This is a genomic window from Desulfosporomusa polytropa, from assembly GCF_055380075.1.
On sequence record NZ_AP042400.1, the window covers coordinates 2,619,727 to 2,638,650 of the forward strand.

Sequence of the window (18,924 nt, forward strand, 5' to 3'; positions counted from 1 at the left end):
CAAATAAAAATAAGTTCAGCCCCCAGATCTAAATGCACCCCAAACAGGGTATACATAACAAACGTCTCACAGCCCAGAACCTGAAAACAGTCCGGAAATTGAGTTTTCCGGACTGTTTGTAGAGTGAATTAAAATTTATGCTGCTATTAATAATAACATTTGTACAAGACAGCAACTGTCTAGAGAGTTTACCATTGTTCCGTCCGCATCACACGGTTTTATCAAGATTTCGCAAGTCAAATCAATGAAATAAGTCAACATATATGTACTCTATCTAATCCATAAGCACCTAAATTTTAAATTTACTAACAGCGTCGCGAAGATCCATTGCTAAATGAGCTAGCGCTTGGCTGGATGAGGCAATTTCCTCCATAGATGCTGATTGTTCTTCTGTTGCAGCCGATACTGTCTGTGCTTCTCCAGATGCCTTTTTGCTTAATTCATTGATTTGTTTAACTGAATCAACAATTTGCTGACTACCGCTAGCCATTTGTTCTATGGCCGCGGACATTTCCTTTGTTTGTCCAGATACTTGGGTTACCATAGCCGCAATTTCTTGGAACGCTTTTCCGGAGGCGTTGACTACTTCTGCTCCCAGCTTAACTTCACTAGTACCATCGTTCATGGCTACTACGGCTCTGTCGGTGTCACCCTGAATTTCACCAATCAGGGCTGCAATTTGTTTGGCAGCAGTTTGTGATTGTTCTGCAAGCTTGCGGACTTCTTCTGCAACCACAGCAAAACCACGCCCTTGTTCTCCTGCCCGGGCAGCCTCAATGGCAGCATTTAATGCTAAAAGATTAGTTTGGCCAGCAATGCCGGAGATAGTATCTACAATCTGACCAATTTCTTTAGACCGCTCTCCTAATTTAGCGACGACTTGAGCAGAGGTTGTCACAGTCTTTTCGATCGAAACCATCTGCTTTACCGCTTTCTCCACTGACTTATTTCCTTCGGTTGCCTTATTAACTGCCTCAGTTGATTCCCCAGATGCTTCGTTGGCGTTAACAGCAACTTGCTGGATACTCGCTGACATTTGCTGCACCACCGCAAATGTGCCATCAGCCATACTTAGTTGTTCTTCTGCACCATGTGCCACATCGGTAATGGACTGTGCAACTTGGTTGGCAGCTTGAGCTGACTGATCGGCACTAGCCGTCAACTCCTCTGAAGATGCTGCCAATTGCTCAGCCGAATCATTAATATGTTTCATCAGGTTACGGAGAGCGCTCCTCATGTCTGCCAAGGCATCGGCCACTTGACCAATCTCATCTTTTCTAACTACATTCCGAGGCTTATCACGGAAATCACCCGCTGCCAATTCTTTACAAAATACTACCATTGCATTTAGGGGAGTTGCTATGATTCTGGTTATGTACCACCCACTTAATCCTAATATGACTAAGGATACAAAAATAATACCAATTACAATATGTGTTGATTTTTCGAATTCTGCTTTGTTGTCAGCATTATTTTTCTGTGATATTTCAACGCAATACTTAGAAAGATCCCTGGATCTATCTTGAACTTCTGTTGCTAATGACTCTGCGCTAGCAACATATAGTGCATAGGCCTCAGCATTTTTGTTTTGCATTGCCAACTCAATGACTTTATCTCTGACCTCACGATACTTTTGCATAGAAGTTTTTATTTCAGCCAACTTTTCCTTCGCTTTGGCATCTAAATTGGCTTTTTCAATTTCTGCAAAATTTTCATTATAGCTTTTTACACGATCATCTATAATCTTTTTAAGCTCTTGGTTTCTTTTGTCATCCGTTGTGATCATCAATTCCATTATCACCGCATTCACCCTGTTAATATAAGAACGATTTTCATTTATAAGTTCAATTGGCACCAATTGATTCGCATACATAGAGTTACTATTTGCATTTGACTGCTGAAGATAATAATATCCTGTATACCCTATAATACTCATAGATAACAAAGCAATCAGAGTTAAGACACCTAATTTCAAACTTACTTTCATGTTGTCGAAAAAATTCATTTAGTTTCTCCTTTTATACATTTGATCATTACCTAATTTTCGACATTTTTAGACATTTTCCTTCATCTATAACAGAAGTTTTTAAACAACTGCTTTGAGATATCCACAATTCCAAACTTGGTATTTTACCTAAGTGAAGAGTAAGGAAATACGGAGAGAGGCTAGGACAATTTAAGTCCAGCTTCGCGCGCAGCAGCAACCATCGCAGCCACGCGGCTGTGATAAATACTGGCACGATCAAATACCACTTTTGTACTTTCTTTTTCGAGAGCCCTTTTGGTGATTGCTGCGCCTGCAACTTTCGCTGCATTAATAATGCCGCCATACTCGACTTTGGCACTGAGTTCTTTATCCAATGTGCTGACCTCTACTAAGATAACACCAGTTTTAACATTGACTATTTGCACATAGATGTGTTTCAAACTGCGGAGCATATTGAGACGCGATCGTTCGGCGAAACCAACCAGCTTTTTTTGTGCTCCTAATTGCCGCTTTGGGCTGACGATGTTTTTGTTTAGTTTTCGCAACAAGATGTTCACTCCTTTCGCATACTAATTCAAACCAATTCCTATTTCAATCATCAGTTCATCTACAGCCATTTCAATGCCAATATAATTACTATTACAGACTCTCACTTTCGAATTGCATTGAGATAATGCAGGTGACGCTAATTGAATTTCGATTCCACTCTTATTAAGTGAAATCGCCGCATTAGAACTGACCATATTTACCATCTCGCAAATTGTGCTTTGCGCTAAATCATCTAATTCTTCCACTGCTGCCCCGTTTAACATGACCGATGACAATCTTTTGGCCGATTCTTCCGTCATATTAAAAACGATATTGCCCGCAGGCTGACTGGTTACCACATTTACTGCAACCCCCAGACTGTCTATAAATTGCTCTTTCGCAAATACTTTGCCTCTTACTACGTTTTTAAACCCCAATTGCGGAAGTACACTTAACAAAGCAGCAATAGTGCAGTTAACAAATCGTGCATCCATACTGAAGTACCTCTCTTACTTATGAATTTTACGTCTACGCTAAGGTTTATAGCGATACTGATTAATATGTATTTATCGACATTTATCACCAAAATATTCCAACTATTTATATTATATGTCATTTTTCTAGCAATTTCCATTATCTAAGCACCCCAATTTTTAGGAATAAAAAAGCACAGGTTATATCCTTGAAGGATAACAACCTGCGCTTAAACTTATTTATTGAAGATAGTACTTATCTTATACAACTTGATTGCCGCCGCAAGAGCAAGTTTTGTCTCATACTCATCAATGGAAACCCCTACTATTTTTTCAATACGCTGTTTCCGAAAAACCATCGTCTTATGGTGAATATACATTTTTTCTGCTGCTTCTTTCAGGTTATTGCTTTGTAGAATCTCTTCAAGGGTAAGCAAAAGCTGCGTTCCTTTTTTGTGGTCGTAATCAATGACCTTACCAAGCTTTTCGTGAACAAATTCAATTGCCTGCTCTTTGCCGCCCATGTTTGCCAACAATTGCGCAATGCCTATGTCACGAAAATGATTGATTACCTTACTTTCTTCACTCTGGCATCGCGCCGCGGCAACAGCGCTCCAGGCCTGCCGATAACCTTCATTTATATCAGTCCCAGTATGCATATTGCTAACACCAATTCTTACCGCCAATCCCTGGTCATAGCGGATAATTTTTTCTTGAAGCTTAAAAGCGAATTGCATGCTATCTTCCCAATCATCGTCAATGTCCCTTGTTTGGCTTAGAACACCTATCCCTTCGCGGCAATCCCAGACTAAATAACGTGAATCGCGGCTTAATAACTCAATGATATTATTTTTAAGCATTTGATTATTAGTCGTGTCGCCGCTAATTTCTGCTGTTGACTTGGTAGGTTTATTCACCGTTAGTAAACAGCAGAACAGCGGAAGAGAAAAATCAAGTCCAAAATTTTTGGCCGTATCGCTGGCCTTTTCATCAACCTTTATAGTCCCGGTAATGATATCATTGATGAAATCACTTTTACGCCGCAGTTCATAAGCGAATTCGATCATTCTTTCGGCTTTCCACCGCTCCGTAACGTCAATGGCTACAACAGCTACCGTTCTTTTTCCATTAGCCAAATATCCCATCGGTGCCGTCCGTCGTTCAACAAATCGCATTACGCCTCCAATCTCCACTTGATGGAGCAAACACTGCGGCGTCCCGGATAAAATAGTCTGCCGTACTTGACTTAATTTATTGTCAGCATCTTCAGCAGGAAATATTTGATGAAGCGTAAAGCCTTTGAATTTTTCGCCAGGCCTTGTTAATAACTTGTTAATATCACCAAATACTTCAATATAGAGACCATCCTCGTCCATAATCGCACTAATGTCAGGAACCGCCTGAGCAAAGTCTTTTATCTTCTCTTCACTTTCCCGCAAGGCTGCTTCCATTTTTGTACGTTCGGAAATTTCCTTTAGCAATGCCTCGTTGGTTTTCACCAGCATTTCCTTCTGCACTTCCACTTCTGCCAGCAGTTCATTATTTTCAAAGGCAATCCGGGCCGTCTGCGATAACTGGCTTCCAAGCACCAGACCGGCAACCGCAGAATTACTATGACGGCTATCGCCATTATCAGCGACTCCTTGTTCACCAAAACTGCAAAAACCGACCAACGGTTTTCCTGCTAATACTTTTGTCATATCAGCAACTTCTTTTTCGGACTTATCACCCATGATTTTGGGTCGTAAAGCACAGTAATAGGCTATGCCAAGCGCAGGTTCCATGATTCCTCCCCGTATGCTCGCCCGGCGCATGCCTTCTACACCGGCACCCGCCATGCTATCTGGATCAGGCTCCATTCGGGTAAAGACAGTTCCTACAGACACCGGCTGAGTTACGCGAATTCCGCCGCGCTCTGTAAAATAGCTGGCAATATTCACACTGTACTGGCCCATGGAATCGGCTATGCCAATAGTAGTACCCGTTGTGTAAGTTAAATGCTTTCCTTCTAAATTTGCCCTGGACAGCCCGACTAATTTGCTGTAACCGTCAGCCGCCGCAATCCCATCCAGTGTTAAAATTTCATACCCATCAACCGCCGTCACCGTTGCCCACATCTCAGTCGGACGAAACCCATGCGTCAACGAAATTCCGAATTGGAGCTCTGTCTCAAAAACAACCAGTAGCAAACTGTCAGGATAAGCCTGCTGTGCATATAGAACATAATTCTGTTCCATCCGCCAATCGTCAGCCGGCGATCCACCAACAATGGGAAATTCCCCCAAGGACCGTTCCTTAATCGCTTCCACAATTTCAAAGCTATGATCATTGCTTTGCCGCGTATTGCCTGGCGAAAAAAGCATGATAAAGGCCTCCCTGCCTTTTCGTCTCATTTCTCGCTTATACTCAGAAGCATTATGAAAAAAAGGTTGTACTGCCGGAAATTTTACCGCTTCATTTAAAGCCCGCCGCCAATCCTTTGATTCATCTGTCCCTATTCCACAATGCACCCGCAAAAATGGAGAAGCCAATGCTGCAACCACCACAGTTTCCTTATGCATCCCATTGCAAATCTCCCCGGCGGTTGTAGCCCCAAAAACAGGCACTTCCCCCACTACACTATGAATGCCTTGCAGCACCTCATCCAGATTGTAAACTACAGAAGCAAATACCAATACTGCTGAAACGGCATGCACATGGATGAATGATACTGCCTGCCTGGCTGCTTTCATGCCACTAGAAAATGAAGAAGTGTCTTTAGCCATTCCATAGCCAACTTCAATTGCTTGCTGATTCTCTTTCTTCATACAATCCTCCTAAAGCTTCTGCATCATGGCTATTCTCAAAAGAATGTATTGGACAAACAAAAAAGACTGCCACGCTATAACGAAATAAACCTAAATCGTTGCAACCTGGCAGTCATAGAGCACTAAATCTTTAGACCCATAGCTTTGCGTCCTTACCTTTCGGCAAGTTTGCCCCTATATAGTTTATTCGAACTCCGAATAAACTTACCTGTTTCCCGGTAAGTTTATTTTCATAATTTCTGCCTGCAGGTTTTCCTGGTCGCTCACTGCAGCGCCAATAATCAGTTTGAAGATAACCGACGTCTCATTGCTTTTCGTGTCTCTCGCCGTAATCCATACATGAATTGTATCGCTAAGACCAGCCGGCGGCTGTCCTACATTATAAGTCATCTTTACCATAATTTCGATTATCTCGAATACCTACTTTTTAGAAACAAAAAAGCACAGGTTATATCCTCGCAGGATAAGGACCTGTGCTTTTTTCAACTCATTTATCGAAATCATCACTCAATTTATACAGTTTAACTGCTGCCGCAAGAGCAAGTTTTGTCTCATACGCATCAATAGAGACCCCTAATATTTTCTCAATACGCTGTTTCCGAAAAAACATTGTCTTATAGTGAACATACATTTTTCCCGCTGACTCTTTCAAGTTATTGCTTTGCAGAATCTCTTCAAGGGTAAGCAAAAGCTGCGTTCCTTTTTTACGGTCATAATCGATGAGCTTACCAAGCTTTTCATGAATATATTCCATAACCTGTTTTTTGCCGTCCATGTTTGCCAGCAGTTGAACAATGCCTATGTCACGAAAATGATTGATTACCTTATTGCCTTCACGCTGGCATCGCATTGCGACAATAGCACTCCAGGCCTGCTGATAACCTTTGTTTATACTATCAGTTCCGCTGTACATATTACTAACACCAATTCTTACTGTAAAATCAGAGTCGTAACAGGTGATCTTTTCCTGAAGGCGAAAAGCAAATTGCATGCTATTTCCCCAAGCATCGTCACTCTCCCTTGTTTGGCATAGAACACCTATTCCTTCGCGGCAATCCCAGACTAAATAACCGGAATCGCGACTTATCAACTCAATAATATTATTTTTAAGTATTTGATTATTGGTAGTACTGCTAATTTCTGCTGTTGAATGGGCAGGTTTATTCACCGTTAGTAAACAGCAGAACAGCGGACGAGAAAAATCAAGCCCAAAAGTTTGGGCAGTATCGCTGGCCTTTTCATCAACCTTTATATTCCCGGTAATGATATCATTGATGAAATCACTTTTGCGCCGCAGCTCATAAGCGAACTCGATCATTCTCTCTGCTTTATACCGTTCCGTAACGTCAATCGCTACAGCGGCTACTGTCTTTTTGCCGTCAGTCAGGTAACTCATTGGCGCTGTCCTGCCTTCGAAAAACCGCTGTTCTTCTCCAACCGCCACTTTATGAATAAAACACTGCGACATCCCGGATGAAATAGTCTGCCGTATTTGTCTTAGGATAGCTTCAGCGGTTTCTGCCGGAAATCTCTGGTGAAGTGTATATCCATTCAATTCTTCTTTAGGCCTCTTTAGCAGCTGATAACCACTGTCAAATACTTCAATATACCGGCCATCCTCATCTATAATCACGCTAATATCAGGTACAGCTTGAGCAAAGTCTTTTAACTTTTTTTCGCTTTCTCGCAAAGCCGCTTCAAGTTTTTCCTTTTCGGAAATTTCACTACGCAAAGCCGCTTCAATTTTCTTGCGCTCAACAATTTCTGTCAACAACTCTTTGTTCGTCCGTGCAAGTATATTGGACTGTACTTCCATTTTTTCAAGTACTTCATTGTATTTGATAGTAATGCGTGCATTCCGCGACAATTGTCCGCCGAGTACGAGGCAAGCTATTGATGAGGTATTAAAGCGACTGACACCATCATCTGCAACGCCGATTTCACCGCAACAGCAAAAACCAACTAACGGCTTGCCTGCCAGTACCTCCCTCATGCCGGCAAATTCCTGTTCAATCAGGTTGCCTAGTATTTTGGGTCGAAACGAACAGTAGCAGAGCAGACACAGGGCTATGTCCGTTATGTCACCCCGGATTGCGGCTTTGCGAATGCCTTCCGCTCCCGCTTGCACAAGACTGGCCTTAATGGGATTCATTCTGGTTAAAACTGTTCCTTCTGAAACCGGCCTGCTCAGGCGGATGCCACCGCGAGACGTAATTGAGTCTACCAGATTCACGCTATGTTGTCCCATAGGGTCAGATATCCCAATTGTGACTCCATTCTCATGGGCATGGGCGGGATGAATCCTCGTCATTTCTTCTTTGGGAATGTCTATCAGCCGACTATATACATCCACCGCCGTCACTCCGTCGATGGTCAATACTTCATCACCTTCCACAGCAGTAACGATTGCCCTTTTGTCAGCAGGTTGAAAACCGTGGCTTAAGGAAATGCCGAACTGAAGCTCGGTTTCGAACACAACCAGCAGGATGCTGTCAGAATAGGCCTGTTGATTAAAAAGAACATGATTCTCCTCCAGACATACATCGGTTGCCCCGCCCCCCATCACCAGAAACTCTCCTCCGGCTTTTTCTTTAAGAGCCTCTAATATTTCAAAACCGTGATAGCGGGTGCTCCGGGTTATGCCAGGTGCAGAAAGCATAACAAAATAGTCGCTCCCTTTACGCCGTATTCTTTCTTTGTATTGGGAGTCATAAAAAAAAGGCCATACCTTCGGCGAGTCAATCGCTTCATTGAGAGCGCGCCGCCAATCATTTGACACATTCGTGCCCACACCACAGTGCACCCGTAAATAAGGGGAAGCTAATACGACAACGCTGACAGTCCCCTGATAAATTGTATCGCAAATCTCTCCGGCGGTCGTAGCCCCAAAAACAGGTACATCCCCCACTACACTATGAATACCTTGCAGCACCTCGTCCAGGTTGTACACTACAGAAGCAAATACCAAAACCGCTGAAATAGCATGTACATGGATGGATAATACTGCCTGCCGGGCTGCTTTTATACCACATGAAACTGAAGAAGCATCTTTCGCCATTCCATAGCCAACTTCAATTGCTTGTTGATTTTCTTTTTTCATACAATCCTCCTAAAGTTTCTGCAGCACGACTATTTTCAAAAGGTGGTCTCAGGAAAGCGAGGGGACGGTTCCACCGCTCCTATGCTTTAAACACAAGACTCTGATTAATACCTGCTACCCTGGCTATTTGCCGCTGTGTTGCTCCCTCGATATTTTTTATTTGGCGTATTATTTTATCCCGGCTGGATTTTTCCATTGATTGCAACACTCCAACTGATTGTCCATTCAAAATAGCTTGTATTTCTTGATATAAGCGTTCATCACTTATTTTTTGTTGCATAGCCTCTACATCGAGAAATTTTTCATTATTATCTTGTTTTTCGAACTCTCGCCATTTTTGTAAAGCTATTTCTTCACTCTCTGCAAATATCCCTAGTATAAATCTTTTGTTTATAATCATATCAGGATACGTTACTGCATTATATTCCCTATAACTACTCCACTTATATTCTTCTGCTTTCAAAACCAGTTTTCCTTTTACTGGATTGTTATGTATATACCTTAACACACTTAACAAATAGGTCTCATCTTCTACAGGCTCGCTTTTATACCGATCTTGAAATAAATGTCCTACCCGCTCCTGTTTTCTATTATACCAACCAGCGTAGCTTACTCCTATGCGCTTCATAATTGAATCCAGACTATCTGCTTTTTCACACACCAGCAAATGAACATGATTACTCATTAAACAATATCCGTATATCTCAAATTTACTAATATCTTTTGCGCGTTTGATTACTTCCAAATACTTTGTATAATCTTCCTCTTCGTGAAAAATATCCTGCCGATTAATTCCTCTCACTATGACATGATAGATACCGCTACTACTTTTCTTTCTTGCGCTCCTTGACATCAGGTTTCACTCCGTTATCTTTTTTCTTCATTTTAGCATAAAAAAAGCCAAAAGCAAAGGAACCGTCCCTTTGCTTTTGCTATCTCGCTGTCTACGCTTAACCGCATGGGTTACCCCATACCGTCCAAGACTCGCTATGAATGTTTCGCTAAACCTTATTCAGCGGGGTTCCCACCCGCTATATGATACACCCTTTGCTTGGCGCACAGCCTGACCCCGCGATCCCCTCCGAAAACAAGCCACCGGTCATAGTAAAATCTGATCGGTGGCTTTTGCCTATATACAGAGCCAAGTTCATCAATAAAAATTAATTATAGCTCGTCATGGTTACAGGCGAAATCATCGTTGATTCGTGGATTTTACACTAACAATGCGATAAACAAATATGGCAATCATTGCGATAAAAACGATCACTCCGAGCCAATCCGCTGTGGCGCCAAAATCCTTGCCTACGAGTGCCAGTGGCGAATCGCTGCCGCCGCCAGTTACTGAAAATACAATGATAATGGCAATGATAACCCCCATTATACTTTCACCAACAATAAGACCAGACGCAAACAGTACACCATGGCGGTTGCAAGTTTCCACATCTTCTTCAATGTTTTTCGGACTCTGTTGCGTTGCCCGATTACGTAGATACCGACACACCAAATAGCTCATGACTGCACCTATGATAAGCGGCATTTCCAAGGTAGGCGGCAAGTAAATCCCCATGCCTACGGCTAACGGCGGCAGGCAGTATTTTACCGAGTTTTTTTTCAATAGTAAGTCTACACCAATAATTACAATCCCGACTCCTATTCCGAAAAGAATGTAATTCCAGTCCAAATTATGACTAAAAATCCCTTGGGCTATCGTAGTCATCAACGTTGCCTGAGGTGCAGACAGGATTTGACTTTCGTCCATTCCAGCACGCGGCATAGCCCCGACAAAACCATACGCTTCATATAACAAATTCAATACTGGTGCAATAGCAAAAGCTCCGACAATGCAACCCAGAAATAAAGCCACTTGCTGCTTCCATGGCGTAGCGCCAACAAGATAACCTGTCTTTAAATCTTGCAGATTATCATTTGAAATAGCGGCAATGCTAACAATAACACTTGTCATGAAAATAGCTAGAGCAATGGCGAATTTACTACCTATTTCCGTATCAAAAAGACTGACCGCTGTACCGATTCCCAATACAACAAGCGAGGATATAATAATTCCCAAAATGCCAATCCCCGAAATCGGGCTGGCCGATGTACCGATTAATCCGGCCATGTAGCCGCACGCGGCAGCTACAAAGAAGCCCATGCAGATAGCGACGGTAACACCTGCGACAACAAAAATCCAGGTAGTACCTGCTGACAGATTCGCATCAGCAACAAAAGAATAAAATGTTCCCACTAAACCGATAACAATAACCCCAAAAACCATCGCTGTCGTCTTAGGAGACAAATCTGTATCCATGCGATGTAAATTTTTTCCTGTTTCCGAATGCCCCATGGCTTGTATCGAAATGCGCATACCATCGATGATTGGTTTTACTAACGTAATCAACGTCCATATTGCAGCAATACCAATCACACCAGCACCGATAAGCCGCACCTTTTGTGCCCATACAGCGGACGCAAACGCACTGGCGCTCTGCCCAGCTGCCGGTAACAGCACAGATGTAAGGTATGGTACAAATACGCCCCATGCCAGAATAGTGCCCACTAACATTGCCAAACCACTGGCTATACCTATCAAATAGCCAGCTCCCAATAAGGCAGAAGAAAAGCCGAGAGGCAGCTGCGAAGTAATTTTGCCGAAAGTGAACCAATAGTGCACTGCCGATGAAATAACATGAAAACCATCTGCACACAAACCGATAATAGCCGAAATAATACCACCAGCCATAATATCTTTTATGCCATTTTCTTTGGCACCGGCGGCGTTACCACTGCCTACTTTTAAAATTTCTGCAGCGGCCAGACCTTCAGGATAAGGCAAATCACTATTGACAATCATAGCACGACGCAATGGAATAGTGAACAACACGCCGAGGCTGCCGCCACAAGCACAAATCATCAAGGTTTGCCAAAAAGAAAATCCCTGCCAATATCCGATCATCAGTAAGCCGGGAATAATAAATATAACTGCCGAAAGAGTACCTGCTGCCGATGCCTGAGTTTGAACCATATTATTTTCCAAGACATTGGAATCCTTAAACATCTTTAAAATCGCCATAGAAATAACCGCTGCCGGAATAGACGACGAAAACGTGAGGCCTACTTTTAAGCCCAAATAAACATTGGATGCCGTAAAAATGGCCGTAATTAACATTCCCAGTAGCATACCCCGAAGCGTAAGTTCAGGCACATGCAGTTCATCACTCATAAAATCAACTTGTTTCATATGTATCCTCCTCACCTAATAATATTTGCCACTCTGGATTCCGTCACATTTTTACGAAATCTCCAAGTCTCTCCCCCCTCTCGCTATTACTGCAATAAGCTCTTTTTTGCTCCGCAGTAAACTTTGATAATATACACAATAGGCAGACAAAAGAATGTTTTTGTCCACTTATATATACAAAAAATCAAGACACCAGGAGATCTTTCCCTTGTATCCTTATGCTTCAAGTACAATATTAATGTACGACCGGCATACAAGCCCCGGCGAATGTTCATACAGTTACAAAGGCTAGGAGGTTTGCAATTTTAGTTGATGTTGATCCAGGGTTGATTGCTAATATTCTGTGACGATTGATTTATACAGCGTATTTCCTGTCTCCAATACAAGGCATTAGTAATATATCCGCATTACCTGCTACCGGATTTGTAATCCCACTCCCAAAATGTCATTTGATTACCTTAATCCATAACGTCTATCACCTGGATAGCAAAGAAAAACATTTTTAGCTATGCTGAAACAATTTCACTCTTTCAACGAAATGCCAACAGGTTTTGAGGCCAGGGTACTATTCTTACGACTATACATGAAATACACCACCATACCGATTATCTGCCACCCCCCGAAGAAAAGCACCGTTCTCAATGGCAAATTGACAATCAAATAACTGCACAACAGCACGGCCAGCGGCACAACCACCCCGACGGCAGGGCACCGGAATGGTCTGGGCATGTCGGGTTGCGTCCTGCGAAGTACCCACACGCCCAACGAAACTAAAACAAATGCAAAAAGTGTTCCCATATTGCATAATTCAGCAATAATGTTGATAGGCAATAAGCCGCTTAACACGCTCACTACGCCGCCAGCAATGATTGTAATAATATGAGGGGTACCATATTGGGGATGAATCTTCACCAAGCTTTGCGGAATCATCCCGTCACGCGCCATCGCCAAAAATACACGGCTCTGACCATACATAAAGACCAAGAGTACGGTGGTAATGCCGCAGATAGCTCCCAACGCCACGAGAGCACTACCAAAGTTCATGCCGATAGCACGAAGCGCGTAGGCTACTGGCTCACTGTTGTTCAGGGCTGAGTAAGGTACAACACCTGTCAAAACAGCAGCAACTGCAATATAAAGTATGGTAGCGACCACAAGCGAACCGACAATACCGATCGGAATATCCCGATTGGGATTTTTACATTCTTCCGCGGCGGTAGCCACAGTATCAAACCCTATATAGGCAAAAAATACGATTGCTGCACCAGTAGCCACACCGCCCCAACCAAAAGGAAGAAATGGCTGCCAATTTAACGGATCAATATGCGGAGTGGCAAGAAATAGGAAAAAGGCGATACACCCGAGTTTAATAAATACCAGGATTTTATTCAGGGCTGCACTTTCTCTCGTACCCAGAATTAATAAAAAAGTGAGGATGGCAGTAATTAATATTGAGGGAACATTCAAGATACCGCCATCAGCCGGGACCGCCGTCCACGCAGTTGGCAATACGATGCCTGCTGACTTGAGTAACCCGACCATATAGCCTGACCAGCCAGCCGCTATCGCCGCCGACCCAATCGTGTATTCGCAAATCAATGCCCAACCTACCATAAATGAGACCACTTCACCCATTGCAACATAAGCAAAAGTGTACGCACCACCTGTTACCGGCACCATAGATGCCAGTTCGGAATAGGTTAACGCTGCAAAAGCGCAGGCAAGGCCTGATAAAACAAAAGACAGCATAATTCCGGGACCGGCGTATTTTGCAGCCGCGACACCAGTAAGCACAAAAATACCGGTCCCGATAATACACCCGATACCCAATAAAACCAAGTCCGTTGCTCCCAGCGTCTTCCTCAGACAATTCCCTTCTGTCCCCCGAACCAGTTCCGCAATACTTTTCTTACGCAACAAGTTCATCTTTTTCCCTCCTTGTTATTATAAAATTCAGATAATTTATGTTAGATTTCCCCATGTAGAAAACAATCCCCCTCCCCACCGTTATATCAGTAACTATAACTATGTTCTCTCTGGTGCGCTCCTAGCAGCATCCCGGTGCGGGAGGGGAAATAGCGGTTACGGCAACATGGTTTTTTTGACCTTGCCAATCAATGCAATCCGCTCTTCAGCCAAAATATCAGCGGCTTTATAGGTTGGAATATTCTCCCGTTTAGAGATAGTAATAACCTGTTCAATGTTATTATAAATACCGTCTACTTTTTTTATAGCCCTGGCACGATTATATCCACTATCCTGCAGTTCATCAGCCACGTTGATGACGCCGCCGGCGTTGATAATAAAATCAGGAGCATATAGAATTCCTTTGTCTTGCAAAAGATCGCCATGCCGCGTTTCTTTTAATTGATTGTTGGCAGCACCGGCAATAATGCGGCACTTTAACCGTGGGAGTGTTTCATCATTAATCACGGCACCCAAAGCGCAGGGAGCAAAAATATCACAATCCACCCCGTATATTTCATGGGCAGCAACAGCTCTGGCGCCAAATTCAGTAACAATGCGGCTGACATTCTCCTCGCTGATATCTGTCACAACAAGGTTAGCCCCTTCTCCGTGGAGATGCTTGCAAAGGGTATAGCCCACGTGCCCCAGCCCTTGTACAGACACAGTTTTTCCCTGGAGCGAATCGGTTCCAAAAACCTCTGCGGCGCAAGCTTTCATACCTTTCCAAACTCCATAAGCAGTGACTGGCGATGGATCAGCCACGCCACAGCCAACCACATGAGGAGTTTCCATCCGAATGTAGTCCATATCTTCCACAGCTGTCCCCACATCTTCTGACGTAATGTACCGTCCATTCAGACTGTGGACAAAGCGGCCAAATGCCCGGAAAAGAGCTTCACTTTTATCAGTCTTGGAATTGCCGATGATAACAGTTTTACCGCCACCTAGATTGAGACCGGCTGCTGCGTTTTTATAACTCATCCCCCTGGCAAGACGCACTACGTCTGTAATTGCGTCTTCTTCGCACTCGTATTGCCACATACGAGTGCCGCCCAGCGCAGGGCCAAGAGTAGTGTCATGGATACAAATAATGGCTTTTAGACCTGAGGCTGCATCATGGCAAAAAACCAATTGCTCGTATCCATGCTGTTCCATCTTTTTAAAAATTTCCATTACAAATCCCTCCTATAATAATTAAGTATTCACTCTGATAATACTTAATCGCAAGAAGTGTGCCAACATAAAAACACCCGACAATCCTATAAGCACTGTCCAGATAAGAAAGACTTGGCTTGTGCAAATTCCTTTAGGACGCCAGCATAAGCCTTAGTCGTTCCATCCAGGGAAAGTTAACCTTTCCATCTGGACAAAGAAAATCACTGCAAGACTTTGCATGCATTGCAGAATCTTGCAGTGAACCGTTTTGCAGTGTACGATCAGCCTACGCTATCGGTTATTCCATATTTCTCCAGTTTGTAATACAGGGTACGCAAAGAAATATTAAGGTGACGGGCAGTTGCTGCCCGATTGCCGCCATACCCCGCAAGAACACCAGCAATAGCCTTCCGTTCGGCTTCTTCCAATGTTTCCGCCAGCGTACAGCAAGGGAATACCGTATTTTCTAAAGCTTTACACTCTGCATTTGATCTTGTCCTTGATGTAAGCGGCGGTAAATGGGAGACCATAATCATATATTCATTAAAATGCATATTAATCAAAGCGCGGCCAAGGACATTCTCCAGTTCCCGTACGTTACCCGGCCAGCTGTGTTCGGCTAACAAGGCCGCTGCATCATCCGCTATGCCTTGCACGCTGCGTCCATATTCCCGATTGAGCTTCGCTAACAGGTGCTGAGCTAACTCCGGCAGATCCCCTATACGCTGGCGTAACGGTGGAATGGTTATCGGAAAAACATTAAGCCGGTAATAAAGGTCTTTGCGAAAATTTCCTATCCTTACTTCTTCTTCCAGATTTTTATTAGTAGCGACGATAATTCTCAGATCAAGATCAAATGTCCTGACGCCACCGACCCTAAGAATTTCCTTCTCCTGTAGCACCCGCAGTAATTTTACCTGAATAGACGGCGGAGTATCGCCAATCTCATCAAGAAACAGCGTACCACCATCAGCCTCTTCAAAAAGTCCCTTCTTACCGCTTTTTAGAGCCCCACTAAACGCCCCAGACTCGTAGCCAAATAACTCACTTTCCAGCAGCGTCTCCGGTATCGCAGCACAATTTACCCGGACAAACCGCCGGAACTTTCGCTGGCTGGCATTGTGGATAGCATGGGCAAATAACTCTTTACCAGTCCCACTTTCCCCCGTAAGCAGCACTGTGGCAGGTGTAAGCGCAGCCCGACAGGCCTTCTTCACCGCCGCCTGCATCGCCGGCCCACAAACTATATCATCAAAGGTATAACGGGCCTGCCCCTGATTTAGCAGCGCATCCATACCGACAAGTTCCTCCGAGAGAAATTTCAATTCTGAAATATCATGCGCCATTGCCACACTGCCGCGCAACCGGCCATCAACAATCAGCGGTGCCGCATTAATAATAACCTTGCGATTGGCAGGTCCCACCTTTAGCGGCACTCCCCGCACTGCCTCCATTGATTGCATGACACGCAGATGAACACTTTCCCCTTGGCGAATGTCCACAGTAGGCGGTTTACCCATAACTTCATCCTTGCGCATCCCTATGAGCCGCGTATAAGCCGGATTGACAAGTATAATCTTCCCTTGGTCATCCACAACGGAAATGACATCTTGTGAAGTGTTGATGATGGCTTCCAATAACTTCTTCATTTCTTTGATGCAAGTCATTTCCTCGGCTAACTGACGTACTTCGGTCATATCCCTGAATACAGCCACCGCACCAACAATTCGGTTATTTTCATCCCGAACCGGAACACGATTGCTGAGGATACAAGAATCACCAATCTCTTGGCGCTGATTAAGCTCAGGCAGACCAGTCTCTAACACACAATGCAGACGAGAACCGGGAATGATGTCCTGTGCATATTCACCACAGGCCTTCCACGCCGAAATCCTCAATAGCCGCTCAGCCGCGATATTGAAAAGTATAATTATCCCTTTTTTATTGACAGCTACGACCGCGTCATGAGTCGAATTTAAAATATCTTGCATTTCGCGGCTACTGATACTCCAGTCGTTGCTTGCTATTAATTTCCGTACTTTCACCACACACAATCCCCCCTAAATACCTTCCTCTTTATAATGTTATTACCACATTTCTCCATATATTTTTTTAATTCCTCCCTGCTCAGTGGACAAAGGGAAAATATAAGCGTCAATATATAGAAATACCCTATAGGGCAGATATTTTACCGTCTACTCTATAGGGTATATTTTATTCTTCTGCTTCCAAAATCAGTTTTGCTTTTACTGGATTGTTATGTATATACCTTAACACACCTAACAAATAGGTCTCATCTTTTACAGGCTCGCTTTTATACCGATCTTGAAATAAATGTCCTACCCGCTCCTGTTTTCTATTATACCAACCAGCGTAGCTACCTCTCACTATGACATGATAGATACCGCTACTACTTTTCTTTCTTGCGGCTCCTTGACATCAGGTTTCACTCCATTTTCTTTTTTCTCCAGTTTAGCATAAGAAAAAACTTGGCTTGTGCCAAATCCCTCAGGACGGCCGAATTGCTATGCCATCCATGGCGCAATCGGCACTAGCACCATCCGGGTGCGTCGCCGGCAGAAGCCTAAGTCGTTCTTATGTCAACAGAATTTTTTTATAACTTCTGGTAGCTACTAAAACTCCCAAACGGGACTACCGCGGTAGTCCCGTTTCAACATTCTTCCTAATTAGAATTTATAGTTTGCACCAAAGCCCATACCGTCGGCTTTGATACCCAAGTCATTATTATCAAAGCTACGATACCCTGTATCAAGTGTGATGTTGCTACCTACGTCATAAGTTAGACCGGCTTTCCAGTCCTGCACATTTTCAGAACGGATATAGGATGCATAGCTGCCTACTTTGTTGCTAATAGCGCCTTTATACGCAATACCGGCAAACATTTCATTTGTCGAAATCGAGTCGCTGTTGGCTTTAAGTTCAGATTTTACATTACCTACAGAAACGGCAACATTTTTATTTAATTTATATTGCAGGCCAATTTCAGTTGAATTGAGACTCAGATCATTGTAATAGCCATTACCTGTCGAATAATAGTTGTTGGACTCAGAATTCAGATAGTCGCCGGTAACAGCGAATTTCTCACTTAGACCATAGGCACCTTCAAAATTATTATTTTTTAAAGAACCCAGATCTCCAAGTGTTCCCACACTGGTATCTAACTTATTATAGGAATAGCCTATTTGCCCTTGTCCTGCGGCTGCATCCATACCTGGTACACTTGCAAAAGCAGTACCGACAAGAGTTAACGAAGCAAGCATTGTTGTCAGAATCAGTTTTTTCATTTGTAATCTTTCTCCTTAAATTATTTTATATTTAGTAGTTATGGTAACTTGCTATACCCGTAGTATACTTTGCATTTTTTTGTTTTTATTTAGAACCTTGTTTAGAATTATTCGAAATCCGCGGTTTTTCATCATTCCATACTATTCCGAGGTTATACCCTTGTCAATTCATCCCTAAACGCCGGTCTGTTTGCATAGTTGATAAAAAGTTTTTGTTTGATTTCCACCGCCTGATCTTTTCCCCCTGCTTTTTTCAGGTTTCTGATAATAGCACAAACGCCTTGGTAAGCCCTTCTGTTGGACGCCCTTGCTGCCGCCTGTTCAATATATTTCAAAAACAAACCAAAATCCTCTTCCCTAAAT

13 protein-coding genes and 1 riboswitch are annotated in these 18,924 nt (G+C 43.3%); all 13 genes read right to left on the bottom strand.

Annotated elements, in window-relative coordinates; genetic code table 11:
• Positions 1 to 289: 289 nt before the first annotated feature.
• The 13 genes from ACZ449_RS14175 to ACZ449_RS14235 all read right to left on the bottom strand — a co-directional run bounded on the left by ACZ449_RS14175 (position 290) and on the right by ACZ449_RS14235 (position 18,902).
• A complete protein-coding gene (locus tag ACZ449_RS14175; protein WP_464261620.1) occupies positions 290 to 2,005 on the bottom strand; it encodes a methyl-accepting chemotaxis protein in 1,716 nt (571 codons plus the stop codon).
• Positions 2,006 to 2,166: 161 nt separating this feature from the next.
• Entirely contained in the window at positions 2,167 to 2,535 is a 369-nt protein-coding gene (locus ACZ449_RS14180; RefSeq protein ID WP_464261621.1) for a 50S ribosomal protein L18, read from the bottom strand.
• Positions 2,536 to 2,556: 21 nt separating this feature from the next.
• Complete coding sequence (locus ACZ449_RS14185) at positions 2,557 to 3,009, bottom strand: chemotaxis protein CheX (RefSeq protein WP_464261622.1); 453 nt, start codon at positions 3,007 to 3,009, stop codon at positions 2,557 to 2,559.
• A 215-nt stretch (positions 3,010 to 3,224) separates the two neighbouring features.
• Positions 3,225 to 5,795, bottom strand: coding sequence for an FIST N-terminal domain-containing protein (locus tag ACZ449_RS14190; RefSeq protein ID WP_464261623.1), 2,571 nt, complete (start codon positions 5,793 to 5,795; stop codon positions 3,225 to 3,227).
• Positions 5,796 to 5,891: 96 nt separating this feature from the next.
• A riboswitch (cyclic di-GMP riboswitch) is annotated at positions 5,892 to 5,978 on the bottom strand.
• A 21-nt stretch (positions 5,979 to 5,999) separates the two neighbouring features.
• Positions 6,000 to 6,194 carry a hypothetical protein gene (locus tag ACZ449_RS14195; protein WP_464261624.1) on the bottom strand — a complete coding sequence of 65 codons (195 nt, stop codon included), beginning with the start codon at positions 6,192 to 6,194 and terminating at the stop codon, positions 6,000 to 6,002.
• An 88-nt stretch (positions 6,195 to 6,282) separates the two neighbouring features.
• The gene (locus ACZ449_RS14200) at positions 6,283 to 8,895 is read right to left on the bottom strand and encodes an FIST N-terminal domain-containing protein (RefSeq protein ID WP_464261625.1); all 2,613 of its coding nucleotides are present in this window, start codon (positions 8,893 to 8,895) and stop codon (positions 6,283 to 6,285) included.
• 79 nt (positions 8,896 to 8,974) lie between these two features.
• On the bottom strand, positions 8,975 to 9,748 hold the full coding sequence (locus ACZ449_RS14205) for a transposase (RefSeq protein ID WP_464261626.1): 774 nt from the start codon (positions 9,746 to 9,748) through the stop codon (positions 8,975 to 8,977).
• Between the two features lie 339 nt (positions 9,749 to 10,087).
• Positions 10,088 to 12,133, bottom strand: coding sequence for an OPT family oligopeptide transporter (locus tag ACZ449_RS14210; protein ID WP_464261627.1), 2,046 nt, complete (start codon positions 12,131 to 12,133; stop codon positions 10,088 to 10,090).
• 522 nt (positions 12,134 to 12,655) lie between these two features.
• Positions 12,656 to 14,059: an amino acid permease gene (locus tag ACZ449_RS14215; protein WP_464261628.1), complete on the bottom strand. Its 1,404-nt coding sequence runs from the start codon at positions 14,057 to 14,059 to the stop codon at positions 12,656 to 12,658.
• Positions 14,060 to 14,215: 156 nt separating this feature from the next.
• Complete coding sequence (locus ACZ449_RS14220) at positions 14,216 to 15,274, bottom strand: Leu/Phe/Val dehydrogenase (RefSeq protein ID WP_464261629.1); 1,059 nt, start codon at positions 15,272 to 15,274, stop codon at positions 14,216 to 14,218.
• A 263-nt stretch (positions 15,275 to 15,537) separates the two neighbouring features.
• Entirely contained in the window at positions 15,538 to 17,304 is a 1,767-nt protein-coding gene (locus ACZ449_RS14225) for a sigma-54 interaction domain-containing protein (RefSeq protein WP_464261630.1), read from the bottom strand.
• Between the two features lie 639 nt (positions 17,305 to 17,943).
• Positions 17,944 to 18,561, bottom strand: coding sequence for a hypothetical protein (locus tag ACZ449_RS14230; protein ID WP_464261631.1), 618 nt, complete (start codon positions 18,559 to 18,561; stop codon positions 17,944 to 17,946).
• 152 nt (positions 18,562 to 18,713) lie between these two features.
• Positions 18,714 to 18,902 carry a hypothetical protein gene (locus ACZ449_RS14235; RefSeq protein ID WP_464261632.1) on the bottom strand — a complete coding sequence of 63 codons (189 nt, stop codon included), beginning with the start codon at positions 18,900 to 18,902 and terminating at the stop codon, positions 18,714 to 18,716.
• Positions 18,903 to 18,924: the final 22 nt, after the last annotated feature.

Excerpts from the sequence above, each read along its gene's own strand:
- ACZ449_RS14175 (WP_464261620.1), bottom strand. The coding sequence starts at position 2,005 with ATGAATTTTTTCGACAACATGAAAGTAAGTTTGAAATTAGGTGTCTTA.
- ACZ449_RS14185 (WP_464261622.1), bottom strand. The coding sequence starts at position 3,009 with ATGGATGCACGATTTGTTAACTGCACTATTGCTGCTTTGTTAAGTGTA.
- ACZ449_RS14190 (WP_464261623.1), bottom strand. The coding sequence starts at position 5,795 with ATGAAGAAAGAGAATCAGCAAGCAATTGAAGTTGGCTATGGAATGGCT.
- ACZ449_RS14195 (WP_464261624.1), bottom strand. The coding sequence starts at position 6,194 with ATGGTAAAGATGACTTATAATGTAGGACAGCCGCCGGCTGGTCTTAGC.
- ACZ449_RS14200 (WP_464261625.1), bottom strand. The coding sequence starts at position 8,895 with ATGAAAAAAGAAAATCAACAAGCAATTGAAGTTGGCTATGGAATGGCG.
- ACZ449_RS14205 (WP_464261626.1), bottom strand. The coding sequence starts at position 9,748 with ATGTCAAGGAGCGCAAGAAAGAAAAGTAGTAGCGGTATCTATCATGTC.
- ACZ449_RS14210 (WP_464261627.1), bottom strand. The coding sequence starts at position 12,133 with ATGAAACAAGTTGATTTTATGAGTGATGAACTGCATGTGCCTGAACTT.
- ACZ449_RS14215 (WP_464261628.1), bottom strand. The coding sequence starts at position 14,059 with ATGAACTTGTTGCGTAAGAAAAGTATTGCGGAACTGGTTCGGGGGACA.
- ACZ449_RS14220 (WP_464261629.1), bottom strand. The coding sequence starts at position 15,274 with ATGGAAATTTTTAAAAAGATGGAACAGCATGGATACGAGCAATTGGTT.
- ACZ449_RS14230 (WP_464261631.1), bottom strand. The coding sequence starts at position 18,561 with ATGAAAAAACTGATTCTGACAACAATGCTTGCTTCGTTAACTCTTGTC.